At 42.0% G+C, this 14827-nt stretch carries 12 protein-coding genes and 1 tRNA gene; 4 read left to right on the plus strand and 9 right to left on the minus strand.

Features of this window, described 5'->3' with window-relative positions:
* Positions 1-5 precede the first annotated feature (5 nt).
* A complete protein-coding gene (locus tag EWM62_RS07765) occupies positions 6-3125 on the minus strand; it encodes a SusC/RagA family TonB-linked outer membrane protein (protein ID WP_129876103.1) in 3120 nt (1039 codons plus the stop codon).
* A 301-nt stretch (positions 3126-3426) separates the two neighbouring features.
* Between EWM62_RS07765 and EWM62_RS07770 the strand changes: the two genes are divergently transcribed.
* Positions 3427-6369, plus strand: coding sequence for a ligand-binding sensor domain-containing protein (locus EWM62_RS07770; RefSeq protein WP_129876104.1), 2943 nt, complete (start codon positions 3427-3429; stop codon positions 6367-6369).
* A 165-nt stretch (positions 6370-6534) separates the two neighbouring features.
* Here EWM62_RS07770 and EWM62_RS07775 read toward each other — a convergent pair whose 3' ends face one another.
* The 3 genes from EWM62_RS07775 to EWM62_RS07785 are packed head-to-tail and all read right to left on the minus strand — an operon-like array spanning position 6535 to position 7823.
* Positions 6535-6975 carry a VOC family protein gene (locus EWM62_RS07775; protein ID WP_129876105.1) on the minus strand — a complete coding sequence of 147 codons (441 nt, stop codon included), beginning with the start codon at positions 6973-6975 and terminating at the stop codon, positions 6535-6537.
* 33 nt (positions 6976-7008) lie between these two features.
* Positions 7009-7506 (minus strand): SRPBCC family protein, encoded by a 498-nt coding sequence (locus tag EWM62_RS07780; protein ID WP_129876106.1) that lies wholly within the window; start codon positions 7504-7506, stop codon positions 7009-7011.
* The gene (locus EWM62_RS07785; RefSeq protein ID WP_129876107.1) at positions 7503-7823 is read right to left on the minus strand and encodes an ArsR/SmtB family transcription factor; all 321 of its coding nucleotides are present in this window, start codon (positions 7821-7823) and stop codon (positions 7503-7505) included. Before EWM62_RS07785 ends, EWM62_RS07780 begins: the two co-directional genes overlap by 4 nt.
* Positions 7824-8110: 287 nt before the next feature.
* On the opposite strand from EWM62_RS07785, the gene EWM62_RS07790 reads away from it, so the two are divergent.
* Positions 8111-8407, plus strand: a complete 297-nt coding sequence (locus EWM62_RS07790; protein WP_129876108.1) for a hypothetical protein — start codon at positions 8111-8113, stop codon at positions 8405-8407.
* Positions 8408-8560: 153 nt separating this feature from the next.
* Here EWM62_RS07790 and EWM62_RS07795 read toward each other — a convergent pair.
* Both EWM62_RS07795 and EWM62_RS07800 read right to left on the minus strand, forming a co-directional pair.
* Positions 8561-8651: transfer RNA gene (locus tag EWM62_RS07795), tRNA-Ser, on the minus strand.
* A 3-nt stretch (positions 8652-8654) separates the two neighbouring features.
* Entirely contained in the window at positions 8655-8945 is a 291-nt protein-coding gene (locus EWM62_RS07800) for a GIY-YIG nuclease family protein (RefSeq protein ID WP_317127803.1), read from the minus strand.
* A 349-nt stretch (positions 8946-9294) separates the two neighbouring features.
* Between EWM62_RS07800 and EWM62_RS07805 the strand changes: the two genes are divergently transcribed.
* Together EWM62_RS07805 and cdaA are read left to right on the plus strand one after the other, a co-directional pair.
* Complete coding sequence (locus tag EWM62_RS07805; protein WP_129876110.1) at positions 9295-10266, plus strand: polyprenyl synthetase family protein; 972 nt, start codon at positions 9295-9297, stop codon at positions 10264-10266.
* A gap of 191 nt (positions 10267-10457) precedes the next feature.
* Entirely contained in the window at positions 10458-11249 is a 792-nt protein-coding gene (gene cdaA, locus EWM62_RS07810; protein ID WP_129876111.1) for a diadenylate cyclase CdaA, read from the plus strand.
* Positions 11250-11251: 2 nt separating this feature from the next.
* On the opposite strand, the gene EWM62_RS07815 is transcribed toward cdaA, so the two are convergent.
* From EWM62_RS07815 to EWM62_RS07825, 3 genes are all read right to left on the minus strand, one after another.
* Entirely contained in the window at positions 11252-11620 is a 369-nt protein-coding gene (locus EWM62_RS07815) for a hypothetical protein (RefSeq protein ID WP_129876112.1), read from the minus strand.
* An 81-nt stretch (positions 11621-11701) separates the two neighbouring features.
* Positions 11702-12163 carry a hypothetical protein gene (locus tag EWM62_RS07820; RefSeq protein WP_129876113.1) on the minus strand — a complete coding sequence of 154 codons (462 nt, stop codon included), beginning with the start codon at positions 12161-12163 and terminating at the stop codon, positions 11702-11704.
* A gap of 78 nt (positions 12164-12241) precedes the next feature.
* Entirely contained in the window at positions 12242-14722 is a 2481-nt protein-coding gene (locus EWM62_RS07825) for a M1 family aminopeptidase (protein WP_129876114.1), read from the minus strand.
* Positions 14723-14827 lie beyond the last annotated feature (105 nt).

A 14827-nucleotide genomic window follows, 5' to 3' on the forward strand; every position in this document is an offset into this window, starting at 1 on the left:
ATGAATTATAATTTAATGTCAAGTCCCATAGTGTATGTTCTTGGCTGCGGATAGGCGCCACGGTCAACACCAGATTCAAATACACCGCCCGAGATCTCCGGGTCGTAGCCCGAATATTTAGTGAAGGTGTAAGCATTTCTTACCTGCGCGTAAACCCTGATGCTTTTAAATACTTTTCCTTGTAATAAGCGTGGGAAAGTATAGCCTAACTGTACGTTTTTGATCTTCACGAATGAACCATCCTCTACATACCTGTCTGATGCGCGGATGTTGCTGTTATCATCAGTAAACGTATAACGCGGGTTACGGGCATCATTGGTTGTGCCTTCGCCTGTCCACCTTGCCAGCACACCACGGAATTTGTTGGTGTAGTTGGCGTTACGCTCATAAGCGCGATAAATATCGTTGCCTAATGAAGCGTAGGTAAACGCATTAAAATCAAAGTTTTTATAACTCATGGTTAGCGTCCATCCTAAAATTACATTAGGGAACGGGTTGCCAATATAGGTGCGGTCTTCGGCGGTTATGGTACCATCGTTATTGGTATCTACAAAACGGATATCGCCTGGTTTTGCGCCCGGTTGGGTTGCACCTGCTGCAACTTCTGCGGCGTTTTGGAACAAGCCATCGGTTTTATAACCGTAGAAATAACCCGGCGACTGGCCTTTTTCAAAAACCGTTACCTGTTGCGACTGGCCGTTAAAATAGCTGCCGCCAAATATCCTCGCTGTACCATCGGTATTGGTTGCGGTAACCAAGCTTTTTACGGTAGTTACCGTTACGGTATTACCAAGTTTAAACGAGTTGCCAAGGTCTGCGTTATAGCCTACTGATACATCAAGGCCGCTGTTTTTAGTTGAACCGATGTTAGCATCAGGCAATGGTATGGTACCGTTTACTAAAACTGTTGCCGGTTGAAATATTAAACCAGATACCCTTTTTTCATAGTAATCTGCAGTGATGTTTAATTTGCCGTTTAACATCGTCAAATCAAAACCAACATTTGCCTGCTTTTGGGTTTCCCAGCCAAGCCTTTCGTTTACGGTAGAGGCTAAGGTAGACCCCGGATAGAATACGTTGCTGAAGTTATAGCCATTGCTGTTTGCGGTAGGGCCATAATCAGGGCCACCGGTTGCAATGCTGTATGCCTGCGTTGGCGTAATATCATTACCTACTGTACCATAACTACCCCTTATTTTTAAGAAATCGATAGCGGGTACATTAAAGAAGCTTTCTTTACTGGCAACCCAGCCTAACGATCCTGAAAAGAAGTTAGCAAACTTTCTGTCGGCGCCAAAAGATGTTGACCCATCACGGCGCGCGGTGAATGATGCAAGGTATCTTTCTTTGTAATCATAGTTCAACCTTCCAAAGTACGACATGTTGCGTTTAAAGTATTGGTAGTAGTAACCACCCGTTGCGGTTGGGTTAGTTGCAGTATTTGTACCGGTAGCTGCCGAGTAATCTGCAAATTCCCATGAGTTAAATGGTACATCCTGCCTGTTTACACCGGTTCCGTTACCAGATTCTTTCGCCATTGAAAAGCCAACAACTGTTTCAAAATTATGATCCTGCGCCACTTTAAAGTTATAGTTGGCATAAGTTTCCCAGCTGTAGTTAAAGTTGCTTACTTTATCGTGGTTTACGGTATTATGTTTATCTAATACGGTCGAACCATCGGCATTCATGCTGTTGTCAACGTTAAGCGGCCCGTAAAATACAAGCGGCGTAAAGCCTTTACTGTTAGCATCATATTTGGTATAACCCAGTCTGCTGGTAAGTTTAAGGTTCTTCAAAATATCATATTGTATTTCAAATTTACCGTAAAGCTTGCTGCCAAGGCTTTTGTTATAAGTATTATCAAGCTTGGTTAACGGGTTGTAAACTTCAGATAGTAAAAGGTTGCTGTAGCCATATTTGCCAACTGTGTTTTCGGTATTTAAAACCGATACCGTTGGGTCGAAGTTTAATGCGCTACCAATTACGCTGTTAAAAGAGTTTTCCTGTATCCCTTTAGAGTTTAATATGACGCCGGTAGTATTTAAAATGAATTTTAGTTTTGATGACAGTTGAAAATCAAGGTTGGCTGTGAAGTTTGCACGATCGAACTTTGATTTATCAATCCCCCCAACTATACCACCCTGGCTTGTATACCCGCCTGACAGGAAATACGAAACGGTTTCGCTGCCGCCACGCACACCTAAAGTGTGTTGTTGTAACGGCGCGGTTTTAAATACCTCCTTTTGCCAGTTGGTGCCTACACCTAACACAGAAAGATCGGGAAATATAACATTGCCGCCTGCTGCAACACTGCCTTCGTTTATCATTGCGCCATATTCGGTAGCATTTAAAACACCAATGTAGCGGGCTATTTCCTGCACACCGTAACTACTGTTAAGGGTGAATTCGGTTTTCATATTCTTTCTACCGTTTTTGGTAGTCACAACAATTACACCGTTACCCCCCCTAACACCATAAATAGCCGTAGCAGATGCATCTTTAAGTACATTTATCGATTCTATATCGAGGGGGTTCACCGCGTTAAGATCGCTTAAGGTTTGCTGCACACCATCTATAACTACTAACGGGTTCGATCCACTTTGCGATGGGATACCCCTGATAATTACGGTTGGGTTGGAACCCGGTGTACCGCCCTGTATAACGGTAACACCCGATGCACGCCCTTGTATGGCTTCTTCTGCACGTACAGGGTTTTGCCGCTGGATATCGGCGCTTTTTACCGTTGCGATGGCGCCGGATACTTTGGTTACCTTTTGGGTACCGTAACCAACTACAACAACTTCTGTTAGGGCATTATTTACATTGTCTTCCAAAACAAAGTTTTGTTCGCCGGCTTGTGTTACAATCCGTTCAACCGAGGCCATGCCTACAAACGAAACTACGATGGTGCCGCCATTTTGCGGGATGTTTAAGGAATAGTTACCGTTTATATCGGTAACAATACCTGTTGACGTTCCCTTAAGGGATACTGATGCTCCGGGCAAACTTAGCCCGTCAGACTTTTGGGTTACTTTACCGGTTATACGAAGGCTTTGTGAATAGGCTTCGCTAACAAAACAAAAGAGAAAAGCAATACCCACAAAAAACTTGAGTTTTAATTGCATAAGGTTTATTGTTAGTTTTAATTAATTAGCCGTTTGGCAACGGCCCTGGGTTTGTTGTAAAAGTTTATTCATGTGAGATTTTTTCGGGCATAGCAATGCACGGTAATACATTAAGTTTAAAGCATTTTGTTAATTGGTTTAAAATTGGTTTATAACTTGCCGCAGCAATTGGTTTGTGGTCTCAAATGTATAGCAGGCCTGTACCTAAAGTGAAATTTGGCACTACATCACTGCTACACAACATTGAAAAATCATTTAAAAACACAGATATTAGTAAACCAATTATAAGCCCCCATATATAATGTTGATACACCAACATAAAACGCTGTTTTTAAGGATAATACTTTTCGCGGTACTATTGGTATGGGCAAGGGATGCCTTGTCGCAGGCTTACATTGGCCAGCGTAAAACGGTAAATTACGAGAAACGGCAGTATAATGCAGGCACACAAAACTGGAAAATACGCCAGGATGCACAGGGCCGCATGTATTTTGCCAACAACGAAGGGGTATTGGTTTTTGATGGGGCTTACTGGCAATTATACCCGCTGCCCAATAAAACCATTGTACGCTCGCTCGAATTTGGTGCTGATAAAAGGCTTTATGTAGGTGGCCAGGACGAAATAGGCTACTTTTCGCCTGCAAAAAACGGGTTGCTTGTATTTACATCATTAAAGAGCCTTATCCCTGCGGCCGACCAGGCGTTTTCAGATATATGGGATATTTCCAGTTATGGTAAGGATATCTTCTTCCGCACGCACGATAAGATATTTAGGTACAGTAATAGTAAAATAACCGTTTATCATTCGCCGTCATGGCTGTTTTTGGGCACATTCGGCGATAAGCTACTGGCCCATGACGAGCGAAAAGGAGTATTGGCTTTCGCTAATGGCGGCTGGGAACCGTTTATTGCCAAAGCGGATCTGCCGGGCGGGTTTTATATTACCAATATTTCAAAGTTTAACGATACCACCGGCTTGGTTACAACAGCTAAAGATGGCTTATACCGGCTAAGTGGTAATAAACTAACCTACTTTAACCTGAACGGGGCCGGGGTTGACAATCACCAGCATTTTTCGGGAGCAACGGCGCTTAATGATGGCACATACCTGGCGGGTACCTATATTAATGGCATTTACCAGTTTGATAAATATGGTAACATCATCGAAAATATCGGTAAAAAGGAGGGATTGCAAAATATCAATGTGCGTTGTATGTATACCGATGTTAACCATAACGTATGGCTGGGGCTTGATAACGGGATAGATTATATAGCCTACAACAATGCGGTTAAACACATTAACCCCTTAATTTTTAAAGATGGCGGTGGCTATGGCGCGGCTTTGTTTAAGAACAATTTATATTTTGCCTTATCTAACGGGGTGTACCAGCTGCCGGTAAATGGTGTTGACGACCTGAGCTATTTGAAAAATGCCTTTAAACTGATAGGTGAAGGCCAAACATGGAATTTGGCCCAGGTAAGCGGACGCCTGCTTGCCGGTAAAGACGACGGGCTTTTCGAGATCGTGGGCGACAGGCTTTCTCCTGTTTACAACGCCACCGGTTTCTGGACATTTCAATCCTTAAAAAACAAAGCCGGCGAGCCATTAATTGCAGCGGGTAATTATTATGGTGTACGCCTCTTTGATAATAAGAGCGTTACCCTTGCTGATAAGGGAAGCGTAGGAAAGTATTATGAGTCGGCACGCTTTCTGCAGGTTGACGGGCATAACCTGATCTGGACATCGCATCCATACCGTGGCGTTTATAAGTTAGACCCCAATACCGGCAGCGTTAAAACTTATACTAAAGAACAGGGCCTGCCATCAACCCTAAATAATTTTGTTTTTAAAATAAAAGGACGGATCGTTATTGCTACCGAAAAAGGCATTTACGAATACGATGCGGCGTCCGACCGTTTCATTCAATCACCACAATTTAAGAAAGTATTCGGCGACAGGGGCCTGCGATACCTTAAAGAAGATGCCGCCGGCAACGTATGGTTTGTAGAAGGCAAAAGCGTTGGCGTGGCCGATTATTCATCGGCGCCGATTATTATCAATATCCCCGAATTGAACAACCGCATCTTAAGTGGCTTCGAGAACATTTACCCGGTGAACGCCAACAATGTATTTGTTGGTAGCGAGAACGGCTTTTATCACATCAACTATGCAAAATACAAGCAAAATATTAGGCCTTTAAATGCTTACATCCGTAGGGTTAAAGCAACATACGGTACCGATAGTTTGCTTTTTGGCGGGTACTTTGCCGGGGTTAGCGATGATAAAAAGCAAACTGCTGAGAATGCGCCTTCGCTGGCCCATACCTGGAACTCGTTGCATTTTGAGTATTCGTCGCCAATTTTTGAAGAACAATCCAATGCCGAATACAGCTACTTGCTGGAGGGCTTTGACAAAGAATGGTCAGAATGGTCCAAAAGATCTGAGAAGGATTATACCAATTTATCTGCCGGCAGTTACACGTTTAAAGTAAAGGCACGCAACCATCAAAATAACGAGTCTGCTATTTCAAGCTACTCTTTTGTTATAAACCCGCCCTGGTATAAAACTGTTTGGGCATACATTTTATACCTTGTAATATTTGCAGGGGCGCTATACTATTTATATAAACTACAGGAAAAACGGCATATAATTAAACAGCAAAAACAACTGCTTGCCCAGCATCAAAAAAACGAAGAGGAACAAAAGCAAATTGCCTATCTGCACCAGCTGGAATTAGAGCGATCTGAAAAAGAGGTAATGAACCTGAAGAATGAAAAGCTGCAGTCGGAAATCGAATTTAAAACATCCGAGCTGGCATCTGCAGCATTAAACATCGTACAAAAAAAGGAGTTTTTATTAAAGGTAAAAGATGAATTGCAGCGCCTTCAAAAATCGGGTAAAGATATGGTAGAGGTTGGCGAGATTAAAAAATTACTGCGCCTGCTGGCCGAAGAAAATAAGATAAACGAAGAGTGGGAACAGTTCTCTATCCATTTTGATAAGGTGCATTCGGGCTTTTTAACCATTATAAAAGACCGCTACCCAAGCATTAACCAGCAGGAATTAAAACTGTGTGCTTACCTTATCATGAACCTTTCCAGTAAAGAGATAGCCCAGTTGATGGCCATATCTGTGCGCGGGGTAGAAATAAGCCGTTACCGCCTTCGTAAAAAGCTGCAAATACCAACAGAGATGAACCTTTTTGAATTTCTATTCAATATTCAAAGAGAATTGATGCGATAGGTAATCTGTATTATAGATGTTTACACAAAAGCCTGCAAATCAAATTATCGCAGGCTTTTGTTGCTTTTTGTTATTCTAAAGTTGCGGAGAGAAAGGACGGCCAAACGAACACCCTATACCGCTGACATTGGACTCAACACCATGTAGAGTGCCCTTTTTCTTCGGTTAAACTTGCCCGGTATAATTGGGGTCAAATTCCACTATCCATTCAATGCCATATTTATCTCTAAACATTCCGGCGTAGGTACCCCAAGGACTATCACCAATAGGCCCTTCAACGTCCCCGCCTGCTGATAATCCGTTAAATATTTTGTCGGCCTGTTCACGGCTTTCGGCACTCACTGATATTTTAGACCTGTTTTCGCTTTCGTTTACCCGCCCCATAAATTCGGGAACATCATTAGCTATTAATACATTGTGTTTACCAATAGGTAAAGCAATGTGCATGAGTTTGTTTGCTTCCTTTTCCGGTATTTGAAATTCATCACTTGCCAAATCCTTGAAACGGATGACCTTTGTGAATTCTCCGCCAAAAACTGATTTGTAAAAAGTGAATGCCTCCTCAGCATTCCCGTTGAAGTTGATCCAGGGATTGATTGCTCTCATAATTTTATTTTTAAGTTTTTATTTATCTTCTTGTTATTTCTGCGATAAAGTGGTTAACAAATCTTCGAGATTTTTTAAGGTAATGGTGAAGCCTATTTTGAAGCCCTCCAGTAATTTTTCCAATCGCTCAAACGATTCATTAAAAATGACGATGTGTACTTTGGTTATGCCATTTTGTTCGCTGAAGCTGTAATCCCAATCAGAACCCGGCAATTCACGGTTTTCGTCTTTATCTGCAAACGCGTTGTACATCTTAAAATTGGTTTTCGGGGTAATGGATGTAAATTCCTGTACCGCCCAACGCTCCTGTCCATCGGGGCTTATCATCGCGTAAAATCGCCGGCCGCCTACTTCAAAATTCATATACTTGGTTTTGGCGCGCATAGGTGCAGGCGCCCCCCATTGGTCCAGTAGTTCGGCTTTAGTAAAGGCATCCCATACTAATGATTGCCCGGCATTAAACTCCCTGGTTATGTAAACTGTTTTCGCGGCTTTGTCAACATTAAAATCAAATAGCAAATCGTCGTTCATTTTTTCTGTTCTTTAATTGTTGATAATAAGTGGTCCAGTTGGTTAAATTGAGTTTTCCAGTTTTGCCTGAATTGGGCTAACCAATGGTCAAACTCCTGCATTTTTTTCGCGTTAAAGTGATAATAAATTTCCCTGCCGCTCTGTTCAGGCTTAATCAATTCGCATTCATACAATACTTTAATATGTTTTGATACTGCCTGGCGGGTCATGTCAAATTTTTCGGCCATTGCATTTGGTGTTAATGCCTGGATGGCAATTAACGTTAAAATAGCCCTGCGTGTTGGGTCTGATATGGCCTGAAATATATCTTGTTTCATTATTGAATAGCTAATTATGCAACCCCTGGGTTGCAAATATATATGCAACTTTTGAGTTGCGCAAATATATTTACTTTTTTTTAATGATATATTGAAGGAGGTTTAATAGTAGTTAATATTTGTTTCAGTTAACTTCACAGTTAGAGAAGCGAATGGGGCATACGGATGGGTTTCTTTTGATAAGGTTACATCACCCGTAAAAACGATTACATGGGCTGGATTTGGAAGATCTTGGGGCTGGCCTGCTGCTGGAGTGTCAGTAGGATTTGGACAAACTTATAAATTATATGGATTTTAAAAAGTACATTTCAAAAAAAGAGATAGCTATAATAGTTATACTTATTTTATTATTTATTTTGTTGAAGGAACGTAAGCAGGTAAAAAAAGATGCATTATCATTAAGTATACACGGGATAGTAGATAAGGTAAAGTATGGTCAGAAAAATATCGCAACCGTTACTGTTCACAAAATTAGTTTTAGTACTTATTCTCTCATTTACAATAAACGCATCCATATTTCTGTTGGAGACACGGTGATCAAAGATCGCGGATCATTATATTTGAAAATTTTAAAAAAGAAATAATCTCGAAACGCTCAACCTATTGCTTCGGGTGCCTATCAGGTCACCAAAAGGCCATCAGAACAATGCGATTTATTGAATACTTTGGTAGGTCTAAAACAAAAAACCGCCTTAAATGCATCATTTAAGGCGGTTTTGTTTTATTTAAGATGTCCTTGGCGGAGAGGGAGGGATTCGAACCCTCGATACACTTTTGGCATATACACACTTTCCAGGCGTGCTCTTTCGACCACTCAGACACCTCTCCGTATTACGTTATTTTATTTTCTTTTAAATATCTGTATCCGTCAACAGATTTATAAAATAATTCCCTTTTGAAAGCCAAAGTACGGTTTAAATGCTCTTCAACAAAATGCACTACAAAAGGCGCTCTGTGTTTTGTTGATTTAACTTGCCCCGAGTTATGCTTTAACAATCTTTTATTTACATCATTTGTGCTACCATAATAGTAGCGCTCGTCTTTTAAACTTTTTAAAATATAACTGTAATACATTTTGTATTCATTTATATTGGATTCGAACCCTCGATACACTTTTGGCATATACACACTTTCTCCAAAGGAGCCCTTTGGGCCAGGCGTGCTCTTTCGACCACTCTCCAAAGGAGTCCTAGGGACAGACACCTCTCCGTTTTTTGAGGAGTGCAAATGTAAAAATAAACGGCAACAAAAAAAGCGGGACCTTTTACGGCCCCGCTCTAAACGAAAACTTTAACTCACAAAAACTAAACTCATATGTAGTTATTACTAACTATTATAATAGAGGATAAAATGGGACAAAGGTTTAATCGCCGTAAAAATATTAGGCGTTTATGCATATATATTTTTTAAAGCTTATGTTTGCTGCGGATTGCCAGGTAAGGTAATTGCATAAAAAGCGTGTTTTGTTTCAATGCTGAACATCAACGAAATTAAAAAACCTATTACTGCAGAAATTGATGTTTTTGAAGAGAAGTTCAAAACCTCTATGCAAAGCTCTGTGCCACTGCTCGATCGTATCATCTATTACATCGTAAAGCGCAAGGGTAAGCAGATCAGGCCTATGTTCGTGTTTTTTTCGGCCACCATTTGCGGGGGTATAAATGATGCTACCCACCGTGGCGCCGTGCTTGTAGAACTGCTGCACACCGCAACCCTGGTGCACGATGATGTGGTTGATAATTCGTACCAGCGCCGTGGCTTTTTCTCTATCAATGCTTTATGGAAAAATAAGATAGCCGTTTTGGTGGGCGATTACCTGCTTAGCAAGGGCCTTTTGTTATCCATTGATAACGGCGACTTTAAGCTGCTTAAAATAGTATCTGAAGCGGTTAAGCAAATGAGCGAGGGCGAACTGCTGCAGATAGAAAAAGTGCGCCGCATGGATATCAGCGAAACGGTTTATTACGAGGTGATCCGTCAAAAAACCGCTTCCCTAATTGCTTCGTGCTGTGCATGCGGTGCAGCATCGGCCAATGCAGATGATGAAACCATTGAAAAGATGCGCTTGTTTGGCGAAAAAATAGGCATAGCCTTCCAGATAAAGGATGATATGTTTGATTTTGGTACCGATGATGTTGGCAAACCACTGGGCATCGATATCAAGGAAAAGAAAGTTACCCTGCCACTGATATATGCTTTAAATAACAGCGAGAGCGGCGAACGAAAACGCATGATAGGCCTGGTAAAAAACCATAACGACGACCCTAAAAAGATAGCCGAGATCATCCGGTTTGTGAAAACCAAAGGCGGCCTGGAATACGCCGAGACCCAAATGAAAAAATACCAGGAAGAAGCCTTTGCTATATTGGACACCTTCCCCGCCGGCGAAGCACGTACCGGCCTTGAGCAATTGGTACGCTTTACCACCGAGCGTAATAAATAAAGCCTCACCCTTGGTCTTCGCCAGGAGTTCACGTTCATCACATATGCTCACCGTGAAAAAACATCAACACGTTATAGTCAGGTACATGATAATATTGGTGGCTAAATAGTGTCACCACTTGCATTCCATCAAGGTGAGTAAACTAACCGGTACCATTACTGAACTTTCCTAAAACTTGTTAACTTCGTAACATGCATTCCTTTGATCTGAGCAGCCTTAAGGTAACGCCATTTGCCATATTAGATATATTGCTGCTGGCGATCATTATTTATCAGCTATACAACCTGATCAGGGGGACCATCGCCGCCAATATTTTCATAGGGCTGGCCATCATCTATGTGCTGTATTTTATCGTTCCTGATACAAAAATGCCGCTGCTGGCAGGCATCCTTAAAAAAGTAGCCGATGTTGGGATCATTGCTGTAATTGTACTGTTTCAGCAGGAAATACGCCGGTTTTTATTGCTGATGGGAAAAAATGCGTCGCTGCAGCGTAACAAGGCCTGGTGGCGCTACTTTTTTGGCAAAGCCGAAACCGAAAAAAACAATTACGCCCGCATAAAACCCATTATTGATGCCTGCAAAAGCATGAAACAAACCCGTACCGGGGCGCTCATCGTTTTTGCGAAGTATTACGATGAACAGTTTTACCAGAACAGCTGCGAAGTGCTGGACGCCCGAATCTCTAAACGCGTATTAGAAAGCATTTTCCAAAAGAACAGCCCGCTGCACGACGGGGCTGTGGTGATATCAGAAAATAAGATCAAATCGGCCAGCTGCATATTGCCTGTTACCGAAAAATCCGACCTTCCCGCCCAGTTTGGCCTGCGCCACCGCGCAGGCATAGGCGTTACCGAAGCTAACGATGCTACGGCCATCATCGTATCAGAAGAAACCGGTGAGATCTCGTACGCCAAGCAAGGGCGTATAAAAATGGATATCAGCTTTGCCGAACTGGAAAAACTGCTGAATAAGGATTTTTAAAATTACGGCGTAACCTTGCTAAGTTTCTTGATCTCATCTCTCAAAACCGGCATGGTATAATTTCCTTCTATCTTTTTTATGGGCATGTTAGATGTGCCGCTTAAAACATAAACAGGCATATTGTAACCATCATTACCGGTTTTTAACTGTGCAAGCATTTGATTTTGCTGTGTTAGCTTGTTGATATCGCCCTGCTTAAAAAATTTATCGGTTGGCAGTAATGGCAACGGTACACGCAAGGCGCTATCCAGCTTAAAAGTTTGGGTAAGTTTTTGATCAAAGGTTTTATCAAAAGGGGCAATGGTTACGCTTTGCGCCATTAAGCTGCCCGAGGCAATAAACAATACAATAAAAAGTAAATACTTTTTCATAAACTAAATTCTTAGTGCTAATCTATGAAATTTTATGCCGAAGGTAAATGCTAAAAAATGTTAAATTTTTTTATTTAACATTTAAATATCCCCTTCAATAAGCCCGAATTGCCTGAAGTGATGCGTAAAGTGTTTGCTATGCCAAATAATCCATTCATTGTAATCCATGGGGCCAAAACCGCCATGAATGGCCATAGCATTAGTTTTGAAATAGCGGTCAAAAAGTTCAAGGTCGGCCATTAGCCGGGTAACGGAGGCCGGCAGGTTAAGGTAAGCGTATTCAGCAGGCAGGTCGCCTAAAAATAAGTTTTTTGGGATCTGTACATCAGGGTTTAACCCCCGCTGTTTTGCTTCTAAAGCTTCTTCCGGGCTTCGCCTGCAGATTGGTATCAGCGTGCCGTTGGTGTATTGCACATTTTCTATCAAATGTTCTATCATTTGCTGCGGGGTCATTTTACCCCAAAGCGGTTTGGTGTCGGCAGTTAGTTTTAACAATAAAGTGTGAAGTGTATCGCGGTTAGCGGTATCAACTAATAGGCTCATCTGCACAAATATAAAATCTTCTGTAAAAAAAAGCCCCTCCAAAAAATGGAGAGGCTTTTGATCAATTAAATACCGCAATTATTGTAACTCGGCCACAGCTTTATCAATAGCAGCAACTGATGCTGTATCGTTCAGTTTAGCACGGCTGGTTTTAATACCGGTTAATATTTGCACTACTTGCGGGCCTATGCCATATTTTTTGTATTTAACACCAAAATCGGCAATGGCTTTAATGCCTTTTTGTGCCTGTGCGGGGTCTTTAACGCGGCCGGTAAAGTCGGCAAATTTTGGCATAATGCTGAATTGTGTTTGCGGCGCACCTTCGGCAAATGCGTTGTAAACATAGTCGTACTGGGCATCGGTACCGCCGGTTGTGTAAACATTTAATATGGCCTGGGTTAAAGCGCCTTCGCTATCTTTTTCGTAAGTTTTAGCTAAAGCTACCGCCTCGGCAGGGTTTAACAAGCCTAAAGCGGATAAAGCAGCGCCCTGTACCGCATACGACTGGCTCTTTAAAGCAGCTTTAAACAAATTGGTATTGCCCGATGCCTTTAGCTTGCCTAAAACGGTTATGGCAGCCGCCCTAACTAACGTGTTAGGATCTGTTTGCGCCAGGTTAATTAATATTGGCTGGGCAGCGTTGCGTACATCGTCGTTGGTCATATCGGCAGCTTTGATAGCTTTTATTTGCAACTCGTAATATTTATCGTTTAAGGCTGCAATAATAACCTTGCGTGCACCCGCGTTGGTTTGCTGTTTTGCAGCAGCAGTTATAGCTTCAAAACGGTCTAAGTATAACGGTGCGTTAAAGTATTGGAACACAAATTCGTCAAGCGATTTATTATCTGTTTTTTTAACCAGCAGCATTTTATCACCATCAACATTTACCAGGCTTGGCTTGGTGGCCGAGTGAAATACCAGGCTATCAACCTTATTGCGCATCCAAAACATGCGGCGATCCTTTTTACCACCTGCATAAACATCAATGGCCAATGGTAAAGTAAATACATTACCATCCTGTGTTTGGTTCAGGTAAACGGTTTGTGTTTTGGTAGCATCGTCCCACTTGTAGGTAATACCTAATATTGGGTGGCCTGCACCAAAATACCACTGGTTAAAAAACCAGTTAAGATCGCGGCCGCTGGCTTCTTCCATTGCTAAGCGCAATTGATGGGCTTCGCCGTTTTTAAACGCGTTTGTTTTCAGGTAAATGTTTAATCCCTTGTAAAATGCCGCATTACCAAGGTAGTTGCGCAGCATATATAATATGCTGCCGCCTTTTTGGTAAGTAACGGCATCAAATACTTCTTCTTTATCCTTGTAGTGGAAACGTACCAGGTCTTTGGTTTTAAGATTTGGCTGGCTCAGGTATTGTTGCCTGTCGTCGTTAATATGCGCGTCACCGGCATCTTTACCATATTTATGCTCGGCCCAAAGGGTTTCGCTAAAATCAGCGAACGATTCGTTAACCGTTAGGTTGCTCCAGCTTTCAGCAGTAACATAATCGCCAAACCACTGGTGAAAAAGCTCGTGCACAATGGTGCTGCGGCCCTGGCTGTAGTATGCATCTATCAACTCGCGCTTGGTGGCTTGTACGTAATCGCCGTGCAGGGTAGCAGTGGTGTTTTCCATCGCGCCGCTCACGTAATCGCGTACTACAATTTGCGAGTATTTGTTCCATGGGTAATCAACACCCAGGGTTTTCGAGTAAAAATCAATTACCTCGGGCGTAAAGCCAAAAATGTCTTTAGCATAAGGCGCGTATTTAGGCTCAAGGTAATAGCTTACTTCTTTGCCTTTCCAGGTATCCTTGGTTATTTTAAAATCGCCTACCGCCATCATAAACAAATATGGCGAATGCGGAAGATCCATGATCCAGGTATCGGTACGGGTACCATCGGTGTTAACCCTTTGCGAAGCTAAACGACCGTTTGACAGCGTAACATATTTTTTAGGAACGGTCATTCTTATCTCGTCGGTAGTTTTTTGGTTAGGCTTATCAATAGTAGGGAACCATGCCGATGAACTTTGGGTTTCGCCCTGTGTCCATATCTGTGTTGGCTTATCCTTTTCAGTGCCATCCGGGTTAATAAAATATAAACCCTTGGCATCTGTTATGGCAGCGCTGCCCTGTGCTTTAAGCTCATTTGGTTTTGATGTATAATCAATATAAATGGTATAGTTTTCGGTGTTATAATAAACCTTATCCAGCTTAATGTTAATTGTAAGGCTGTCGTATGTGAATTTAAGCGGTATATTTTTGCCGGCCTTTACTATGGATACATTTTTGATATCCATGCCCTGTGCATCTAAGCGCAACGAGTCGGTGGCGTAGAAATGGGGCTTTAAAGTAACCCATTCCTTACCGTACATATAGCGTTTCTTATAATCGAAACGTACATCAAGCTTGGTGTGTACAAGGTCGTTGATCTTTGGGGTGGTTTCGCGGTAGATCTTCATCGCAGGATCTTCGGCAGGTGGTGCAGTTTGCGCTACTGCGGTGCTTAATGCACAAGCGCTGATACTACCGATGATTACGGCAGCGTAAAAAGTTTTCATATGGTTAATAGTTTAATTGATATGCATGCATAATAAAAGCTAAAGTATTAGTTTTTATCTGATTTATGATCGCAAAAATACATTTAAGTTACAGTTTGCGTTAGA

The sequence above is a fragment of the Mucilaginibacter terrigena genome, assembly GCF_004168255.1.
GTDB lineage: Bacteria > Bacteroidota > Bacteroidia > Sphingobacteriales > Sphingobacteriaceae > Mucilaginibacter > Mucilaginibacter terrigena.

Excerpts from the sequence above, each read along its gene's own strand:
- EWM62_RS07765 (WP_129876103.1), bottom strand. The coding sequence starts at position 3,125 with ATGCAATTAAAACTCAAGTTTTTTGTGGGTATTGCTTTTCTCTTTTGT.
- EWM62_RS07770 (WP_129876104.1), top strand. The coding sequence starts at position 3,427 with ATGTTGATACACCAACATAAAACGCTGTTTTTAAGGATAATACTTTTC.
- EWM62_RS07775 (WP_129876105.1), bottom strand. The coding sequence starts at position 6,975 with ATGAGAGCAATCAATCCCTGGATCAACTTCAACGGGAATGCTGAGGAG.
- EWM62_RS07780 (WP_129876106.1), bottom strand. The coding sequence starts at position 7,506 with ATGAACGACGATTTGCTATTTGATTTTAATGTTGACAAAGCCGCGAAA.
- EWM62_RS07785 (WP_129876107.1), bottom strand. The coding sequence starts at position 7,823 with ATGAAACAAGATATATTTCAGGCCATATCAGACCCAACACGCAGGGCT.
- EWM62_RS07790 (WP_129876108.1), top strand. The coding sequence starts at position 8,111 with ATGGATTTTAAAAAGTACATTTCAAAAAAAGAGATAGCTATAATAGTT.
- EWM62_RS07800 (WP_317127803.1), bottom strand. The coding sequence starts at position 8,945 with ATGCCAAAAGTGTATCGAGGGTTCGAATCCAATATAAATGAATACAAA.
- EWM62_RS07805 (WP_129876110.1), top strand. The coding sequence starts at position 9,295 with ATGCTGAACATCAACGAAATTAAAAAACCTATTACTGCAGAAATTGAT.
- cdaA (WP_129876111.1), top strand. The coding sequence starts at position 10,458 with ATGCATTCCTTTGATCTGAGCAGCCTTAAGGTAACGCCATTTGCCATA.
- EWM62_RS07815 (WP_129876112.1), bottom strand. The coding sequence starts at position 11,620 with ATGAAAAAGTATTTACTTTTTATTGTATTGTTTATTGCCTCGGGCAGC.
- EWM62_RS07820 (WP_129876113.1), bottom strand. The coding sequence starts at position 12,163 with ATGAGCCTATTAGTTGATACCGCTAACCGCGATACACTTCACACTTTA.
- EWM62_RS07825 (WP_129876114.1), bottom strand. The coding sequence starts at position 14,722 with ATGAAAACTTTTTACGCTGCCGTAATCATCGGTAGTATCAGCGCTTGT.